We start from the raw sequence: 15,938 nt of genomic DNA, 5'->3' as shown, positions 1-15,938 counted from the left end.
ACAATTTTGAGTTAGTCACGACGGCCCATCAGCAGTGACACGTAGTACAACAGCGTAGCCAGAGAGCCCAGTGCGGCTACCACGTAGGTCAGGGCAGCCCATTTGAGTGCGTCCTTCGACATTACCAGCTCCTGCTGCGTCACCACGTTGTTGGAGCTAATCCAGGCAAGCGCACGCTTACTAGCGTCAAACTCTACGGGCAGTGTTACAAAGCTGAAGATAGTCGTCAGGCCAAAGAGCGCCACTCCAATCGTCAGTGGAATAGGCGTGGTCTGCAGCATGAGGATGCCTATCAGGATAATCCACTGCATGTAGCGCGAGGCAATGCTCAAGGCCGGAACCATAGCCGAACGGAACTTGAGGAAGCTATACGCCTTAGCATGCTGCACCGCGTGACCACATTCGTGCGCTGCAACGGCAGCCGCAGCGGCACTGCGCGCCTCGTATACATATTCACTCAGGTTCACGGTCTTGTCAGCCGGGTTGTAGTGGTCTGTCAGCCTACCGGCCACCGATATCACTTTCACATCGTGGATGCCATTGTCGGCCAGCATCATCTCCGCAATTTCACGGCCGGTATAGCCTGACTGCAGCGGAATCTCTGAGTACTTTTTGAACTTGCTCTTCAGGCGCCAGCTCACCCACATGCTGAGGGCCATGAAAAGGATACCTATTAAATATATTCCAGCCATAGCTTTCTTCTAACTTAGAACTTGTTTTGGTTTTCTATTTTCTTAACAATGTTGGTGGTGGAGTAGCCTTTCACAAGCGGGACGGTTCTCACCTCGCCTCCCCTTGCTGTAACGACGTCCTGCCCCACAATATTTTCGATGGAATAATCATCGCCTTTCACCAGTATGTCGGGCTGCAAAGCCTTAATCAGTTCCAGCGGCGTATCCTCATCGAACAATACTACAGCATCAACAAACAACAAGGATGCCATAACCCGCGCACGTGACATTTCGTCCTGAAGCGGGCGGTTTGGACCTTTTATACGGCTTATTGACGCATCCGTGTTAAGACCGAGCACCAGTTTATCGCCAAGTTGTCTGGATTTTTCGAGGTAATCGACGTGGCCCAGGTGCAGCAAATCAAAGCAGCCATTGGTGAAAACCACCTTCTGGCCCTGTGCGCGCCATGCCTGCAGCTGTTGCCGCAGTTGAGGAAGAGTATAGATTTTATCTTTCGTATTCATGGATGTGTGCGTTAGCTTCAGCGACTTCACCTGCAGCCACTGGGCGCTGCAGCATGATGGACATAAAGCTAATCACTCCCATCACAACAACCAAAAGTGTCTGCGAGGTATGGGCCACCAGGGCATAGGCCATGCCCGCCTCCTTGGGAACTCCATACAGTAGCAAGGTGGTCTGCACAAGCAAGTGGTATACGCCCACGCCACCTTGCACCGGCGCCGCCATACCTAAACTGCCTACCACCAGCACCGACAGCCCCGCCACAGGCGAAAGGCCGGAGGTGGCCGGCATGGCGTAGAACACCACGAGGCTCATGCCGTAATACATCCCCCACACGAAGATGGTATGGCCCCAAAAGACGAACTGGTTGTCTATTTTGGAGATGCTGAACACCCCCTGCAGCATACCTTTCACAAAGCCCACCGCTTTCATGAAGAAGGCGTTCTGTTGCAGCTTTTTGAGGTATAGCAGGCCCAGCGCCAGAAACACCAGCCCTACCGCCATCACGATGCCGCCCACTAAGTATAGCGACCCAAGGCTCTGCTCCATGCTGTCGTACTTGTCAGTGAAGAGGCCCAAGAGGAAGTTGCGCACGCGTTCGAGCTCCAGCAGGAAGGTCAGCCCCAGGAAGATGGCCAGCATGACCATGTCGATGAGGCGCTCGGCTATGACCGTGCCAAAGCCTTTGTTGACGGGCAGGCCGTCTGTACGGCGCAACATGCTGCAACGCACCACCTCTCCCATGCGCGGTAGCACCAGATTGGCCACATAGCCCACCATCATGGCATTGTAAGTATTTCTAAGCGAGGGGGAGTAGCCCGTAGGCTTTATTTGCATGTACCACCGGTAGGCCCGGCTCAAATAGGCCGCCACACCCAGCAACAGCGACAGGAGCAGCCAACCGTAGCTGATGCTCTGCAGTTCTGCCCACAGTTTCTCAAAGTCAAGCTCCTTCAGCGCATACCACATCAAGAATGCGGAGAGCCCCAAAAGCAGGCTATACTTCAGAAAGGAGAGCAGTTTTCTCATCGAGTGGCTTACACCAGGCGGTTATGCTGGTCAGGGAACACCAGCGTAGGTTTGTGCTCCTTCGCGTCCTCAAACTTGATTGAGCAGTAAGAGATGACAATCACAATATCCCCTACCTGCACTTTGCGTGCCGCAGGGCCGTTCAGGCACACCGTACCGGTTCCGCGCTCACCTTTAATCACATAGGTCTCGAAGCGCTCCCCATTGTTGATGTTCACGATTTGCACTTTCTCGTTCTCCACCACATTGGCGGCATCCATCAGGTCCTCATCAATGGTGATGCTGCCCACATAGTGGAGCTCGGCCTGCGTGACCCTGCAACGGTGGATTTTGGATTTTAAAACCTCAATATACATGGTTTGTTTTTGTAACAGGCCGCAAAGTTATGCAATATGCTGCAGATTAACTACCAACTCCTCTGCACAACCTGTGGTGCCTTTACAAGCCAAAACAACTTATATTTCGTTTAGATTCACCACGATGTTGTCGATGAGCCGCACCTCCCCCACATAAGCGGCAATGCAGAGCGCCACCTCGTCCCGCTGGCCCAGGTCCTCCACCGGCTGCAAGGTATAGGGGTCGGCAATCTCAAAGTACTCCAGCGAAAGCTCGTCCACCTGCTGCATGTAATGAGCCACCTCACTTTTTATACCTGCCAGCGGCTTCTGCTTCAAATCCTGCTTGGCCAGCTGCAGCACTTTGTAAAGCTGCGTAGCGAGCTGCCGCTGCGCCGGGTTGAGCCGCTTGTTGCGCGACGACATGGCTAGCCCATCAGCCTCGCGCACCGTCGGGTGGCACACCAGCTCCAGGTCAAAGCCCAGGCCCTGCACCAGTTGCCGCACCACCGCCACCTGCTGCAGGTCCTTCTGCCCGAAGTAGGCCTTGTGCGGCTGCACCAGGTTGAAGAGCTTGCCTACGATGGTGGCCACGCCATGGAAGTGCCCCGGCCGGTGCGTGCCCTCCATTACCGTCTCCAGCTCCCCGAAACTAAAGCGCAGCAGCGACTGTTGTGGGTATACCTCCTCCGCAGACGGAGCGAACAGGTAATCGCAGCCTACGGTCTGCAGCAGGCTGGTATCCTGTTCCAACGTGCGGGGGTATAGCTTATAGTCGGAGGCGTTGTTGAACTGAGTGGGGTTCACGAAGATGCTGCAGATGGTCACGTGGTTCTCGCGGGCCGAAGCACGCATCAGCTGCAGGTGCCCCTCGTGCAGTGCACCCATGGTAGGGATGAAGCCGATGCGCTTGCCGCTGCAGCGCAACGCCTGCACAATGGTTCTGATTGACGCGACCTGTTCTATAACTTGCATGTAAGAGGGTCTAAATTTGTGCAATTGGTGAAAGCCGACAAAAGTAGGTCACAGAAGATTAAATTGAAAATTAGAATAAAAAATGCTAATTTTGCACGTCCCATTACTCTTTGCCTTTAATTTTTAACTACATATCATGTCAAAATTGCGAATCCTTTACGCCGCCACCGAAATCCTTCCTTTCTTACAGACCACCAAAGTAGCAGAATTTCTGAACACGTTGCCACAGGGGATGCAAGAGCGAGGTATGGAAATCCGTATCTTTGTTCCAAAGTTTGGCATAATAAACGAGCGCAAGAACCGTTTGCATGAAGTTGTCCGCCTGTCAGGCATCAACATAGCTGTCGGTGATGACGAGAAACCGTTGGTGATTAAAGTGGCCTCTATTCCGAATGCGAAACTACAGGTATATTTTATAGATAACGAAGACTATTTTCACAGAAAGTCCGTTTTCGTTGACAAGAATAACAACTTTCACCAAGACAACGACGAGCGGGCCATTTTTTTCTGCAAAGGCGTGCTGGAGACAGTGAAGAAACTGGGCTGGCAGCCAGACATCGTACATTGCAACGATTGGATGACTGGCCTGATACCGATGTACATGAAGACGACCTACAAGAAAGACCCCATCTTCAAGGATGCCAAGTCTATTTTCACGGTATACAACCACGAGTACAAACACAAATTCGACGGCGACTTGCTGGAGAAAGTGAAAATGCTTGATATCGAAGACAGCATGCTGACGCACCTTCAGTCGGCTGACCTGGACAGCTTTATCAAGATAGGCATGGAGTATGCGGACTCTGTCATCAAAACGAACGAGAACTTCAGCGAGAACATCAACGAAATGTTCAATGAGTTTGTGGGGACAAACAAGCATATCAATACCATCAGTGCCGACGACAACCTGTGTGATTCATACTTCAACTTATATAATGAACTCAGCCGTTAGAAGATTATTCCTCTTCTTCTTCTCATTTGCCGCCCTTACAGCCTGCGAAGACCCTACAGACATTGGACTGGAACTACAGGACGAGAACCTGATAGGCACCGAATTCACTGACACGGTTACCATCCAGACCGGAACTGTGCTACAGAGCGATTCCATCGTATCGTACCGCGCCGCCACCGCTTTGGTGGGCCGCTACGCCGACCCTGTGCTGGGCGTGACAAGCGCCGCTACCTTTGCAGAGATAGGGCTGGGCGGGACCAACGTGACGTTTGGCAACAACGCCAAGGCCGACTCGCTGGTGCTCAACCTGGACTATAGCTTCAAGTATGCCGACACACTGCAGGACCTGCAGGTGCAGGTGCACCGTCTCACGGGCGCCTTCGATGAGAAAACATCTTACTTCACCAGCTCTGAAATAGCCTTCGAGCCGGCACCACTCGGCACCAAGGCCTTCAAACCAAGAGTAGAAGTAGTGACAGTGGACGGCACTTCCACTAAGAAAACCAAAATCCTGAGTATCAAGCTGAGCCCTGAGTTGGCGAACCAGTTTGTGGCCCAGTCAGGTCAACCGACTTTCACCAACCAAACCAGCTTCCTCAACTTTTTCAGGGGAGTGGCCATCATGTCGCCTGACGGTGCCAATGCCAGCGTGTTGGGTCTGAACCTGAACTCAAACAGCTCTAACCTCACGCTGCACTACACGGCAGGAGACGGCACAAAGAAGACGCACGTCTTCGTGATTGGCTCAGGCGGTTACTTTAGCCGCATAACCACAGACCGCTCAGGCACAGCCATTGCCAACCTGCAGACCAAGGGCAGCTTTGTGCCATCAACTGAGACTGGGGGTGACACTTACGTCCAGGCGGGCGCCCAGCTTCTGACAAAGTTGAATTTACCACATTTGGAGCAACTGAAAACCCTGCAGGGCAACCTCATCATCAACCGTGCAGAGCTGCTTATACCTGTGAAGGCCTCCTCTACCGGAAACAACCTCCCGGTGCCGCCGCAACTGGTGCTGTATGAGACAAACGGCTCCAACCGTATTCTGACAGATGCCACAGGCACACCACGCGCCGTACAGATAGATGGCGCCCCAGTAGCGCTTACAGACAACCCGGCAGCAATTGCATATAACAAGACGAAGGGCTACTACAACATCAACATAACGTCTTACCTGCAGGCACTTTTGCTTGGCCAGAAACAGAACGACGGACTATTGTTGGGCGCGGCCATCGTAACGGCTGACCAGCAGTCCCGTACGCGCCTAATCAGTGCACAGTTGAACCCATACCGCGCTATCATCACCAACACCGAGGCGCAGCCGGTGAAGCTCCTTCTCTACTACTCAAAACTTCAATAGAAATTTTATACTTTCTAGGGAAAAAGGTACCTTTACGGGTACCTTTATTTTTTTAATGTAATTTAAAACGTATGTGTGGAATTGTAGCTTACGTAGGGCATAGAGACGCTTGCCCTATCATTTTGAAAGGCTTGAAACGACTTGAGTACAGGGGCTATGACAGCGCAGGCATAGCACTGATGAACGGAGACCTGAGCGTCTACAAAAGAAAAGGCAAGGTAAGCGACCTTGAGGAATTCATTGTAGACAAGGATGTACATGGCCACATAGGCATGGGCCATACCCGTTGGGCCACACACGGGGAGCCGAACGATGTGAATGCACACCCGCATTACTCGAGCTCTAAGCGAATAGCGATTATCCATAACGGCATCATTGAAAACTACGCAGCCCTAAAAACACTTCTACTAGAGAAAGGACATACCTTCCAGTCAGAGACGGACTCGGAGGTATTCATCAACCTGATTGAAGACATCCAGCAAAACAGCAAGTGCTCCCTGCCAGAGGCGGTTCGCCTGGCATTGCATGAGGTGGTAGGCGCCTACGCCATCGTGGTGCTTTCCAAAGAAGACCAGAACACCCTGATTGCCGCCCGCAAAGGCAGCCCGCTGGTGGTAGGCATAGGCGAAGGCGAGTACTTCCTGGCCTCTGACGCCACTCCTATCATTGAATACACCAATGACGTAGTGTATGTGAACGACTTTGAACTGGTGGTTATCCGTGACGGTGAGTTGGAAATACGTACGAAGGAAGACGTGGTGCAGACGCCTTATGTGCAGCGCCTGGAAATGGCCCTCGAGTCCATCGAGAAAGGTGGTTACCCGCATTTCATGCTGAAAGAGATTTTTGAGCAGCCACGCTCCATCCTGGACAGCATGCGCGGCCGCATGATTGCCGAAAGCAACCACCTGATGATGGGCGGCATCCGCGAGTTCGAAAACAAGTTCGTGAATGCGGAGCGTATCCTCATTGTGGCCTGCGGTACTTCCTGGCATGCCGGTCTGGTAGCCGAATACCTGATTGAGGACCTGGCGCGTATACCTGTGGAGGTAGAATATGCCTCTGAGTTCCGCTATCGTAATCCCATCATCAGCGAGCGTGACATCGTGATTGCCATTTCACAGTCTGGTGAAACCGCTGACACCCTGGCAGCCCTTGAATTAGCGAAGTCCAAAGGCGCCACCATCTTCGGCATCTGCAACGTGGTGGGTTCCTCTATTGCCCGCGCCACCGATGCGGGTGCCTATACCCACGCCGGTCCGGAGATTGGCGTTGCCAGCACGAAGGCCTTCACAGCACAGGTAACGGTGCTGTCCCTGATTGCCATGATTATCGGAAGCAAGCGCGGCACCCTGGAGACGACCAAGCTGCACCAACTGATGGTGGAACTGGAGAGCATCCCGGCTAAAGTGGAGCGTGCCTTGCTGCTTGACGTGCAGATTCAGGAGATTTCGGCAACCTTCAAAGATGCGACCAACTTCCTATACCTGGGCCGTGGGTACAACTTCCCGGTTGCCCTGGAAGGCGCACTCAAGCTGAAAGAGATTTCCTATATACACGCGGAAGGCTACCCGGCTGCTGAGATGAAGCATGGCCCAATCGCTTTGATTGACGAGCATATGCCGGTGGTGGTGATTGCTACCAAGGACAGCTCATACGAGAAAATCGTGTCGAACATACAGGAGGTGAAGGCGCGCAAAGGCAGAATCATAGCCATTGTGACCGAAGGCGATACCACTATACCAGCCATGGCGGACTATGTAATTGAGATTCCGGAGACAAGCGAGCACCTGGTGCCGTTGTTGTCGGTTATTCCGTTGCAACTCCTGTCTTACCACATCGCGGTGATGCGCGGTTGCAACGTAGACCAGCCCCGCAACCTGGCGAAGTCTGTGACGGTAGAGTAAGCACAGTAATATATTCTGACAAAAGGGGGAAGCCAATCAGCTTCCCCCTTTTTGTTTCCTTCATTGTCATTTCGACCATTGGGAGAAATCAGAAATGATACCGGACCAGGAAGCTATGTTTTGTCTCTTAGCAAGCCTAGCTACCAAACGAATACTGAACAGGTTCGGGATTCAAAAAGGCAGCGCTATACCTCAAACTTCTCTCCTTTCAGGTACTTCGTCTTCAGCAGTGAGCAGATTTTGTAGCGCTCTTCTTTGGTGTCTTCATACACCGCCTCCAGCACGTTGTACACGTTTGCTATACCTATTCCATTGGCCCATTCAAAGGGTCCTTTTGGGTAGTTGGTGCCCAGCTTCATGCCCAGGTCGATGTCCCGGATGGAGGCCGTTCCTTCCTGCAAGGTATAGCAGGCCTCGTTGATAATCATACTGATGATGCGGGGCGTAGCCATACCTACGCGGTCGTCTACTACCTGGTAGTCTGTGCCCAACTGTTCGCATACGCTGCGGAGCTTTTCGGCTTCGCTTGCCCTGTAAAGGCTCACTTCCAGCAGCGGACGGTTGAACAGGGTAGGTAAGCCATTGAATCCAAAAAGGGTACAGCAGGTCTCCACCCCCGATTCGCGCACCAGCGCCGCCAGTTGCTTCGTCACGGCGTGGCAGAACACCACCTGCTCCGGGGCATAATAGCTCAGGCGCTCCGGCTGCTCGTGCAGCAGAAAGTCAAACACCACGTCAGAGGGCTTGAGTTGCTCATCAGTCAGGTTGTGGCTGTGCAGAAAGGTATAGGTGTTGCCATGGCTCCCTTCCGGAAACTTCTGCCTGAACTCAGCGGCCATTTCGGCTCCAGACAAAACAAGTATGTGCATATTTCTGTACTTTTGATGGTAAAGATACATATTAAAACCATTCAGACTATGACGCACAGCATCATCACATCCGCCAATGCACCAGCCGCTATAGGGCCCTACAGCCAGGCGACGCTTCACAACGGCACCATGTACGTGTCCGGGCAAATCCCACTGGACCCACAAAGCGGCGAACTAGTGAGCGGCAGCATTGAGGAGGAAACACACCAGGTCATGAAGAACCTGTTTGCCATACTGCAAGAGGCAGGGATGGGCTTCGAGAACGTGCTCAAGTGCACCATCTTCGTGAAAGACCTCAACAACTTCGGCAAGATAAACGAGACTTACGGCAGCTATTTCCGACAAAGCCCGCCTGCCCGCGAGACGGTGGAGGTGAGCCGCCTGCCAAAGGACGTGAACGTGGAGATTTCCTGCATCGCGGCGCTATAAGCAGGTATAGCAATCAACAGCAGCCTAAGTCCGCCTCCGGCTCTTGCCTAGGGGCGGACTCAAGGTATGGCAGGCATTGTTCAATAGTCGTGGCTGATGCAGCATGAGGAAGATAGGAATCGTTTCGGCATTGATTGGCATTACAGGACTGATTTTAGTGACCTACTATACCTATCAGTTCAATCTGAACCAGCAGGAGTTAGGAGAGCTGCAGGATACGGTAACGCCATACTTCATGGGCGCGACTAGCAGAATGGTTTTAGCTATCGGCGAAACTGCGGGAGCCGTGTTAGGCTTCGTATCCTACAGAAGGTATCGGCAGAAAATAGGTCTGTTTGGCATGGGAATCTGCATCCTGACCCTTATCTTTCTCTACCCGTTTTAGACAAAATAGACAAGGCCGCTGAAGGTCCTACTCCCACCACCCCTTAACTCAAATGTTCTCCCCGGCTGATTTGTCTCCTTCATGCTCCGCGGCTGCCTCCTTGGCCTCCTGTTCCCCATAGATGTCCTTGGTGAACTTACCCGGCTCGGCGTTCACGGCGGTATGCCCCACCTCCACCTCCTGCCGGATGAAACGCACGGCATACTCGGCCGGATAGATGTTGAAGCCATACTTGCGGGAGTAGACGAACGTGAACACGGCCCCGAAAAAGATGATTTGGGAGGTATAGAACACCCACAACAGGATGACAATCACGGAGCCCGCCGCCCCGTATATGGAGGTGATGTTGCTCGTGCCCAGGTATAGGCCAATCACCTCCCGACCAATGTTGAAGAGGATGGCCGTCACCAGCGCCCCCACCCACACATCGCGCCACTTGATTTTGGCATCGGGCAGGTACTTGTAGATGCAGGCGAACAGGAAGGTCATCATCACAAAGCCCGTTACCAGGTTACCCCCACGCAGCACGTATACCACCCATCCCGAAAAGCGGGAATCGAGAAAGTCGCCCACAGCTACCAAAATGGTGTTCGCCAGCAGCGACAAAATCAGCAGGATGGCGATGGCCAGAATCATTCCAAAAGACAGGAACCGGTCCAGAATCAGCTTCAGATAGCCCCGCTTGGGTGCAGGCCGCACATACCATACCTCGTTGAGGGAATCCTGCAGCGACACGAAAACGCCGGTGGCGGCTATGAAGAGCGTGACCAACACTATGACGGTGGCCAGGTTGAATCCTGTTATCTCGTTGATGTTCTCCACCATCCGCTGCACCTCAAAGGCACCCTCCGACCCAATGAGTTCCTTGATTTGGTAGTATACCTCCCCCGACACGGCCTTCTCCCCAAAGAAATACCCCGTGGCGTTGATGATGATGAGCAGGATAGGCGGCAGCGCAAAAATGGTGTAATAAGCCAGCGCCGCCCCTTTTTGAAAGGAGTTATTCTCGATAAACTCAAGGCCAGCCTCCTTGAGCAGGCACCATATCTTTATCAGCGTCTTGCGGGGCATGGGGAGGTAGGGATATTATCCTAAAACTGATACGCAGATGAAAGGTTATGTTTATACCTGCGCCACGTACAGGTATAGGTTACAGCACGCAACACCTTACCGAAACGAGAATTTATTTTGTACCTTTGTGCCATCATTTGCAATGCCTTTTTGATAGAACCATAAATGGAAAGAGAAGTTAGAGTACGCTTTGCCCCGAGCCCGACAGGGCCTCTCCATATCGGCGGTGTCCGCACGGCCCTTTACAATTTTTTGCTGGCCAGGAAGACCGGCGGCAAGATGATTCTGCGCATCGAGGACACAGACCAGAACCGCTTTGTGCCCGGGGCTGAGGACTACATACGCGAGTCGCTGGAGTGGTGCGGCATTGAGCTGGACGAGAGCCCATGGAACGGTGGCCCTTACGCCCCATACCGCCAGTCGGAGCGCAAGCCCATGTACATGCAGTACGCCATGCAACTCATTGAGAGCGGCCATGCCTACTACGCCTTCGATACGTCTGAGGAACTGGAGGAAATGCGCGAGCGCCTGAAGGCTGCCAAAGTAGCCACGCCGCAGTACAACGCCATCACCCGCATGACGATGAAAAACTCCCTCACCCTGCCAGAGGACGAGGTGAAGAAGCGTCTGGAGTCTGGCGAGCCATACGTCATCCGCCTGAAAGTGCCGCGAAAGGAAGAGGTTCGGTTGAAAGACCTGATTCGTGGTTGGGTAATGGTACACTCTTCTGCCATCGACGATAAAGTATTGATGAAGTCAGACGGTATGCCGACGTACCACCTGGCTAACATCGTAGACGACCACCTGATGAAAATCACGCACGTGATTCGTGGCGAAGAATGGTTGCCATCGGCGCCGCTGCACGTGTTACTATACCGCTATCTGGGCTGGGAAGACACCATGCCCGAGTTCGCGCACCTGCCGCTTTTGCTCAAGCCAGACGGAAACGGCAAGCTGAGCAAGCGCGACGGCGACAAGCTGGGCTTCCCTGTTTTCCCGCTCCGCTGGGTAGACCCGTTTACGAGTGAGGTTTCTTCTGGCTACCGCGAGGCGGGTTACATTCCGGAAGCGTTCATCAACTTCCTGGCCTTTTTGGGCTGGAACCCGGGCACGCAGCAGGAAATCTTCTCTATGGAGGAACTGGCTAACGAATTCACCATTGAGCGCATCGGCAAGTCCGGTACCCGTTTCGATATACAGAAGGCCCGTTGGTTCAACGAGCAGTACCTGCGCGCCAAGCCAGACGCCGAGTTAGCAGACTATCTGCTCAAGGCCTTGGAAGAGCACAACATCTCTTGCTCACCTGAGAAAGCTGAGAAAATTGCCGGCCTGATGAAGGAGCGCGTGAGCTTCCCGCAGGAGTTCTGGCGTGAGGCGGCCTATTTCTTCGTGGCTCCTACTGAGTATAATGAGAAGGTAGCCTCCAAAAAGTGGAACAGCCAGGCCGTGGCCGTTTTCACGGATTTCCGCAATGAGCTGTCCACCCTGGCCGACTTCAATGCCGACGCTGTGAAAGACCTGTTGGTGAGCATCCTGGAGCGCCACGGCATGAAAATCGGACAGGTGCTGCAGGCGCTGCGCCTGGCGGTGACTGGTGCCGAGGCAGGCCCTGACCTGATGCAGATTATTGAGGTGATTGGACGCGGAGAGACGGAAAGCAGAATAGACGCCGCCATCGGTGCCCTCAGCCAGTACGCTTCCGCATAAGGCAGCATACCTACGCGTGCAAAAGAGCGGCTACCTCAGCAGAGGCAGCCGCTCTTCGTTTTTACCCCCTGCTGCCATACCTGCCTGTAACCATTTGGCCGATTCGCCTTATACTTCAGGGAGAACCATGAAGACCAATCCTATGGCTAAGAATAAAAAAGAGAACAAAAGCTCTAAGAAGACGCGGGTACACAAAGACCTCGAGGGCTTCGAGATAAAGGTAAACCAACAGGGCGAAATCACCTCCAACTACTCCATCGATAAGATAAACGAGTTTTTGAACAAGAACGTGGAGGACAAGAAACTGGTGAAGCGCGACGCCGCCGAACGTGCCAAGAAAGAGGAAGAAGAGTTTCACATAGAGGAAGGCGAGGAGGTGGAAGAGACTGACGAGGACTTTGTGAAAGGCACCAGTTCGGTTTCGGATGACGAGGATGACAAAGACCTGCCAAAGGCCCGCAGAAAAAAAAGTGCTGAAGAGGAGGAGGATGCTGAAGAGGATTAGAGAAATAACTATATTGTCTCTCAGAACATCAACACTCCTAAACTATGAGAAACGCACACGAAATTGACTTCAGAATCTTCGGCAACGACATACAGGTGCTGGAGATAGAATTGGACCCCAACGAGACCGTGATTGCCGAGGCGGGCGCCATGGTATACATGGAGGAAGGCATTGATTTCCAGACCAAAATGGGTGACGGCTCCAATCCCAGCCAAGGCTTCCTGGGCAAGCTGATGTCGGCGGGCAGCCGCCTCATCACAGGTGAGTCGCTGTTCATGACACACTTCACGCACCGTGGGTATGGCAAGAGCCGGGTAGCCTTTTCGGCCCCTTACCCTGGCACCATCCTGCCCATTGACTTGATGCAGGTACGCGGCAATACGCTGATAGCACAGAAGGATGCCTTTCTGGCGGCGGCACTGGGAACCAAGCTGGCCATGCACTTCAATCAGAAGCTAGGTTCTGGTCTGTTCGGTGGCGAGGGTTTCATTCTGCAGCGGCTCACCGGCGACGGACTGGCCTTTTTGCATGCCGGCGGTACCATCGTTGAGAAGGACCTCAACAACGAGACCCTGCGCGTGGACACTGGCTGTGTGGTGGCCTTTGAGCAAGGTATAGATTTCAGCGTGCAGCAGGCAGGCGGTCTTAAGTCCATGATTTTCGGCGGCGAAGGCCTGTTCCTGGCCACGTTGCGCGGCACAGGCAAGGTATGGCTGCAGTCTATGCCGGTGAAGAAGCTGATTCAGGCGCTCATGCCGCACGGCGAGAACGCCAAGAAGGAAGGCGGCATGCTGAGCAGCTTCCTGGAGTAAACCTGAATTATTCCCTCGATTTGGTTTAAACAAAGCAGCAACCAAAACAGCTTCTAAAAATGGAGAAACAACTCAGATTTAGCGACTATAAAAGTGACGTTATACCTTATCTCTACTTTCTGGCCTTAGCAGCATTCTGGTTTTTTGGGGATTTGGTGGAGAAGCAGAACGTCAGTTTTGCAGCCTTGGCAATCATAGTCGCACTCACTGTTCAGGTTGTATGGCAGAATCGTGTAGTAGGAATCAGCTTAGGCTTATTCACTGCTCTGATTAGCTTCGTAGCCTTTTTAGCAACTCTCTCAGAGTTCAATGATTTTGAAGTTGTTACTCAGAGCGCTATACAGTTGCTAGCTGTTGGCTCAGTGCTTTCTTTATGCGGGTTGGCTCTGGGAGCTGTCTTGACAATTACGAATATGCGAAAGCTGGCTGTATAAGAGTTGAATTTGCCAGTCTGATGCATACTTAATTCTTGCCACATTGCCAGAACACATAAGAAATTCTCGATATAGGCTTTTTATACTATATTTATCCATCGGAAGTATACATTCTGGCACTATACCTAAATTTGCACGATGACCTTAGAAATCAAGAATATTTGGAACACTGTCAACAAGGTGCTGACTATCATCAACCTGTTCCTGTTTATGGTGCTGACCGCTCAGGGCTTCGATTACAAAGAAGTCAAGGGCAAGACAATACCTATTTATTTCAATGTGCTGCTCTTGTTGTTCTTAGGTCTTGCGGTATATGCTGGCATTTACAAGCTGCTGAACCCGTAGTTCATCTAGAAGATATGTGCTATACCTTGAGATATAGCCTAGAGCAAAAAAGCCCGGCAGGTATACCTGCCGGGCTTTTTTATGTTCCCTCAAATATGAGTGAGTACGACATGCGAAGAAGCACTATTTGCTCTTTACCACCATTCCACTCACCTGCATGATTTCCTCCAGGTGCTCACGGGTGTTGCTGAGGCGAGGCACCTTGTGCTGTCCTCCTAGCTTGCCTTTGTGGCTCAGCCACTTCATAAACGTACCCTGAGGCGCCGCATGCACGATGGGCTCTTGAAGTGCAATGTCGTTCTGACGCTTGGCGTCGTAATCGGAATTGACCTCACGCAGGGTCGCATCCAACACCTGCGTGAAGCGCTGCAGATTATCAGGCTCTTTTTCGAATTCTATCAGCCATTCGTGCCCGCCCCGCTTGCCGCTCTCCATATAAACAGGTGCGGCCGTGAAGTTCGAGATGATGGCTCCAGTTGCCTCACAGGCCTTCGTAATAGCCACTTCGGCATTCTCCACAATCACCTCTTCGCCGAAAGCGTTGATGAAGTGCTTCGTTCGCCCTGATATCTTGATGCGGTATGGGCTAAGATTAGTAAACCTTACGGTGTCACCAATCTTGTAGCGCCACAGGCCGGCGTTGGTGGAGATGACGATGGCGTAGTTCTTGCCCAGTTCTACCTGGTCCAGCGTCAGCGTCTTGGGGCTCTCCTCTTCCAGTTGGTCCATCGGGATGAACTCGTAATACACGCCGTAATCGAGCATGAGCAGCATCTCGTCTTCGGTGTCGCGCTGGTCCTGTATGCCGAAGAAGCCTTCGGAGGCGTTGTATACCTCCATGTAATGCATCTTTTTGCTAGGTATAATCTCTTTGAACAGCTGTCGGTAAGGCCCAAAGGCCACTGCGCCGTGCGTGAACAGTTCCAGGTTCGGCCATACCTCCGTAATGTCTTTTTTGCCGGTCACCTCCAGTATGCGCTTCAGGAGCACGTAGGTCCAGGTAGGCACGCCGCTCAGACTGGTCACGTTCTCCGGCACGGTCACCTGCACCATCTTCTCTATCTTCTCCTCCCACTTATCCATGAGCGCCACTTTGAGCGGCGGCGTGCGCATGGCCTCCGCCCAGATAGGTAGGTTTTGCATAATCACCGCCGACACGTCGCCGCAGGATGTCTTGGCATTGAACTCGTTCGGGTGGTGGCTGCCCCCAATGGAGAGCCCCTTGCCCGTGAAGAGCTTGGTGTCTGGGTAGTTGTTGACGTAGATGGAGAGCATGTCCTTGCCGCCCTTGTAGTGGCAGTCTTCCAAAGACTCGGGGCTGACAGGAATGTACTTGCTACGGGCGTTGGTGGTGCCGGAAGATTTGGCGAACCACTCGATTTTGCTGGGCCACAGGATGTTCTGCTCCCCCTTCATCACCCGCTCAATGTACGGGTATAGGTCTTCGTAAGCGGCAATGGGTACACGCTCCTGGAACGTCTTCACTGACTTCATATCGCTGAAGCCATACTTCTTCCCGAACTCCGTTCCCTTGGCCGTGCTGATGAGTCCCTGAAAGAGCTCGTTCTGCACTTCATGCGGGTACTTCCGAAACAAATCAATGTCATGAATCCGCTTCTTCATGACCCAC

The 15,938-nt window shown here is 52.8% G+C and carries 18 protein-coding genes; 10 read left to right on the top strand and 8 right to left on the bottom strand.

What is annotated here, in order from left to right:
* Nucleotides 1-11 precede the first annotated feature (11 nt).
* From B051_RS0101655 to panC, 5 genes are all read right to left on the bottom strand, one after another.
* Nucleotides 12-692: a zinc metallopeptidase gene (locus tag B051_RS0101655; protein ID WP_018476436.1), complete on the bottom strand. Its 681-nt coding sequence runs from the start codon at nucleotides 690-692 to the stop codon at nucleotides 12-14.
* 14 nt (nucleotides 693-706) lie between these two features.
* Complete coding sequence (gene rfaE2 / locus B051_RS0101650) at nucleotides 707-1,195, bottom strand: D-glycero-beta-D-manno-heptose 1-phosphate adenylyltransferase (RefSeq protein ID WP_018476435.1); 489 nt, start codon at nucleotides 1,193-1,195, stop codon at nucleotides 707-709.
* The gene (locus B051_RS20715) at nucleotides 1,179-2,222 is read right to left on the bottom strand and encodes a lysylphosphatidylglycerol synthase transmembrane domain-containing protein (RefSeq protein ID WP_033316635.1); all 1,044 of its coding nucleotides are present in this window, start codon (nucleotides 2,220-2,222) and stop codon (nucleotides 1,179-1,181) included. Before B051_RS20715 ends, rfaE2 begins: the two co-directional genes overlap by 17 nt.
* Before the next feature lie 8 nt (nucleotides 2,223-2,230).
* A complete protein-coding gene (gene panD, locus B051_RS0101640) occupies nucleotides 2,231-2,578 on the bottom strand; it encodes an aspartate 1-decarboxylase (protein WP_018476433.1) in 348 nt (115 codons plus the stop codon).
* A 99-nt stretch (nucleotides 2,579-2,677) separates the two neighbouring features.
* Nucleotides 2,678-3,532, bottom strand: coding sequence for a pantoate--beta-alanine ligase (panC, locus tag B051_RS0101635; RefSeq protein WP_018476432.1), 855 nt, complete (start codon nucleotides 3,530-3,532; stop codon nucleotides 2,678-2,680).
* A 136-nt stretch (nucleotides 3,533-3,668) separates the two neighbouring features.
* On the opposite strand from panC, the gene B051_RS0101630 reads away from it, so the two are divergent.
* The 3 genes from B051_RS0101630 (at nucleotide 3,669) to glmS (ending at nucleotide 7,751) form a co-directional block, all read left to right on the top strand.
* The gene (locus B051_RS0101630) at nucleotides 3,669-4,484 is read left to right on the top strand and encodes a glycogen/starch synthase (RefSeq protein WP_018476431.1); all 816 of its coding nucleotides are present in this window, start codon (nucleotides 3,669-3,671) and stop codon (nucleotides 4,482-4,484) included.
* Nucleotides 4,468-5,844: a DUF4270 family protein gene (locus B051_RS0101625; RefSeq protein WP_018476430.1), complete on the top strand. Its 1,377-nt coding sequence runs from the start codon at nucleotides 4,468-4,470 to the stop codon at nucleotides 5,842-5,844. Before B051_RS0101630 ends, B051_RS0101625 begins: the two co-directional genes overlap by 17 nt.
* Before the next feature lie 71 nt (nucleotides 5,845-5,915).
* On the top strand, nucleotides 5,916-7,751 hold the full coding sequence (gene glmS / locus B051_RS0101620) for a glutamine--fructose-6-phosphate transaminase (isomerizing) (RefSeq protein WP_026236125.1): 1,836 nt from the start codon (nucleotides 5,916-5,918) through the stop codon (nucleotides 7,749-7,751).
* Nucleotides 7,752-7,936: 185 nt separating this feature from the next.
* On the opposite strand, the gene B051_RS0101615 is transcribed toward glmS, so the two are convergent.
* Entirely contained in the window at nucleotides 7,937-8,620 is a 684-nt protein-coding gene (locus tag B051_RS0101615) for a 3-hydroxyacyl-CoA dehydrogenase family protein (RefSeq protein ID WP_018476428.1), read from the bottom strand.
* 48 nt (nucleotides 8,621-8,668) lie between these two features.
* On the opposite strand from B051_RS0101615, the gene B051_RS0101610 reads away from it, so the two are divergent.
* Both B051_RS0101610 and B051_RS0101605 read left to right on the top strand, forming a co-directional pair.
* On the top strand, nucleotides 8,669-9,049 hold the full coding sequence (locus B051_RS0101610) for a RidA family protein (protein ID WP_018476427.1): 381 nt from the start codon (nucleotides 8,669-8,671) through the stop codon (nucleotides 9,047-9,049).
* A gap of 103 nt (nucleotides 9,050-9,152) precedes the next feature.
* A complete protein-coding gene (locus B051_RS0101605) occupies nucleotides 9,153-9,434 on the top strand; it encodes a hypothetical protein (RefSeq protein ID WP_018476426.1) in 282 nt (93 codons plus the stop codon).
* A 48-nt stretch (nucleotides 9,435-9,482) separates the two neighbouring features.
* Here the strand turns inward: B051_RS0101605 and B051_RS0101600 are convergent, their stop codons facing one another.
* The gene (locus tag B051_RS0101600) at nucleotides 9,483-10,505 is read right to left on the bottom strand and encodes a YihY/virulence factor BrkB family protein (protein ID WP_018476425.1); all 1,023 of its coding nucleotides are present in this window, start codon (nucleotides 10,503-10,505) and stop codon (nucleotides 9,483-9,485) included.
* Between the two features lie 165 nt (nucleotides 10,506-10,670).
* On the opposite strand from B051_RS0101600, the gene gltX reads away from it, so the two are divergent.
* The 5 genes from gltX (at nucleotide 10,671) to B051_RS0101575 (ending at nucleotide 14,308) form a co-directional block, all read left to right on the top strand.
* Complete coding sequence (gene gltX, locus B051_RS0101595; RefSeq protein WP_026236123.1) at nucleotides 10,671-12,212, top strand: glutamate--tRNA ligase; 1,542 nt, start codon at nucleotides 10,671-10,673, stop codon at nucleotides 12,210-12,212.
* Nucleotides 12,213-12,354: 142 nt separating this feature from the next.
* Nucleotides 12,355-12,717 carry a hypothetical protein gene (locus B051_RS0101590; RefSeq protein ID WP_033316674.1) on the top strand — a complete coding sequence of 121 codons (363 nt, stop codon included), beginning with the start codon at nucleotides 12,355-12,357 and terminating at the stop codon, nucleotides 12,715-12,717.
* Between the two features lie 44 nt (nucleotides 12,718-12,761).
* A complete protein-coding gene (locus B051_RS0101585; protein ID WP_018476422.1) occupies nucleotides 12,762-13,529 on the top strand; it encodes a TIGR00266 family protein in 768 nt (255 codons plus the stop codon).
* Nucleotides 13,530-13,588: 59 nt separating this feature from the next.
* Nucleotides 13,589-13,963, top strand: coding sequence for a hypothetical protein (locus B051_RS0101580; RefSeq protein ID WP_018476421.1), 375 nt, complete (start codon nucleotides 13,589-13,591; stop codon nucleotides 13,961-13,963).
* 138 nt (nucleotides 13,964-14,101) lie between these two features.
* The gene (locus B051_RS0101575) at nucleotides 14,102-14,308 is read left to right on the top strand and encodes a hypothetical protein (protein ID WP_018476420.1); all 207 of its coding nucleotides are present in this window, start codon (nucleotides 14,102-14,104) and stop codon (nucleotides 14,306-14,308) included.
* A gap of 123 nt (nucleotides 14,309-14,431) precedes the next feature.
* On the opposite strand, the gene B051_RS0101570 is transcribed toward B051_RS0101575, so the two are convergent.
* Complete coding sequence (locus B051_RS0101570; protein WP_018476419.1) at nucleotides 14,432-15,931, bottom strand: GH3 auxin-responsive promoter family protein; 1,500 nt, start codon at nucleotides 15,929-15,931, stop codon at nucleotides 14,432-14,434.
* Between the last annotated feature and the right edge of the window lie 7 nt (nucleotides 15,932-15,938).

Source organism: Pontibacter roseus DSM 17521, from assembly GCF_000373265.1.
In the GTDB taxonomy this organism is placed as follows: Bacteria; Bacteroidota; Bacteroidia; order Cytophagales; family Hymenobacteraceae; genus Pontibacter; species Pontibacter roseus.
This window is presented reverse-complemented; position numbering and strand designations above follow the sequence as displayed.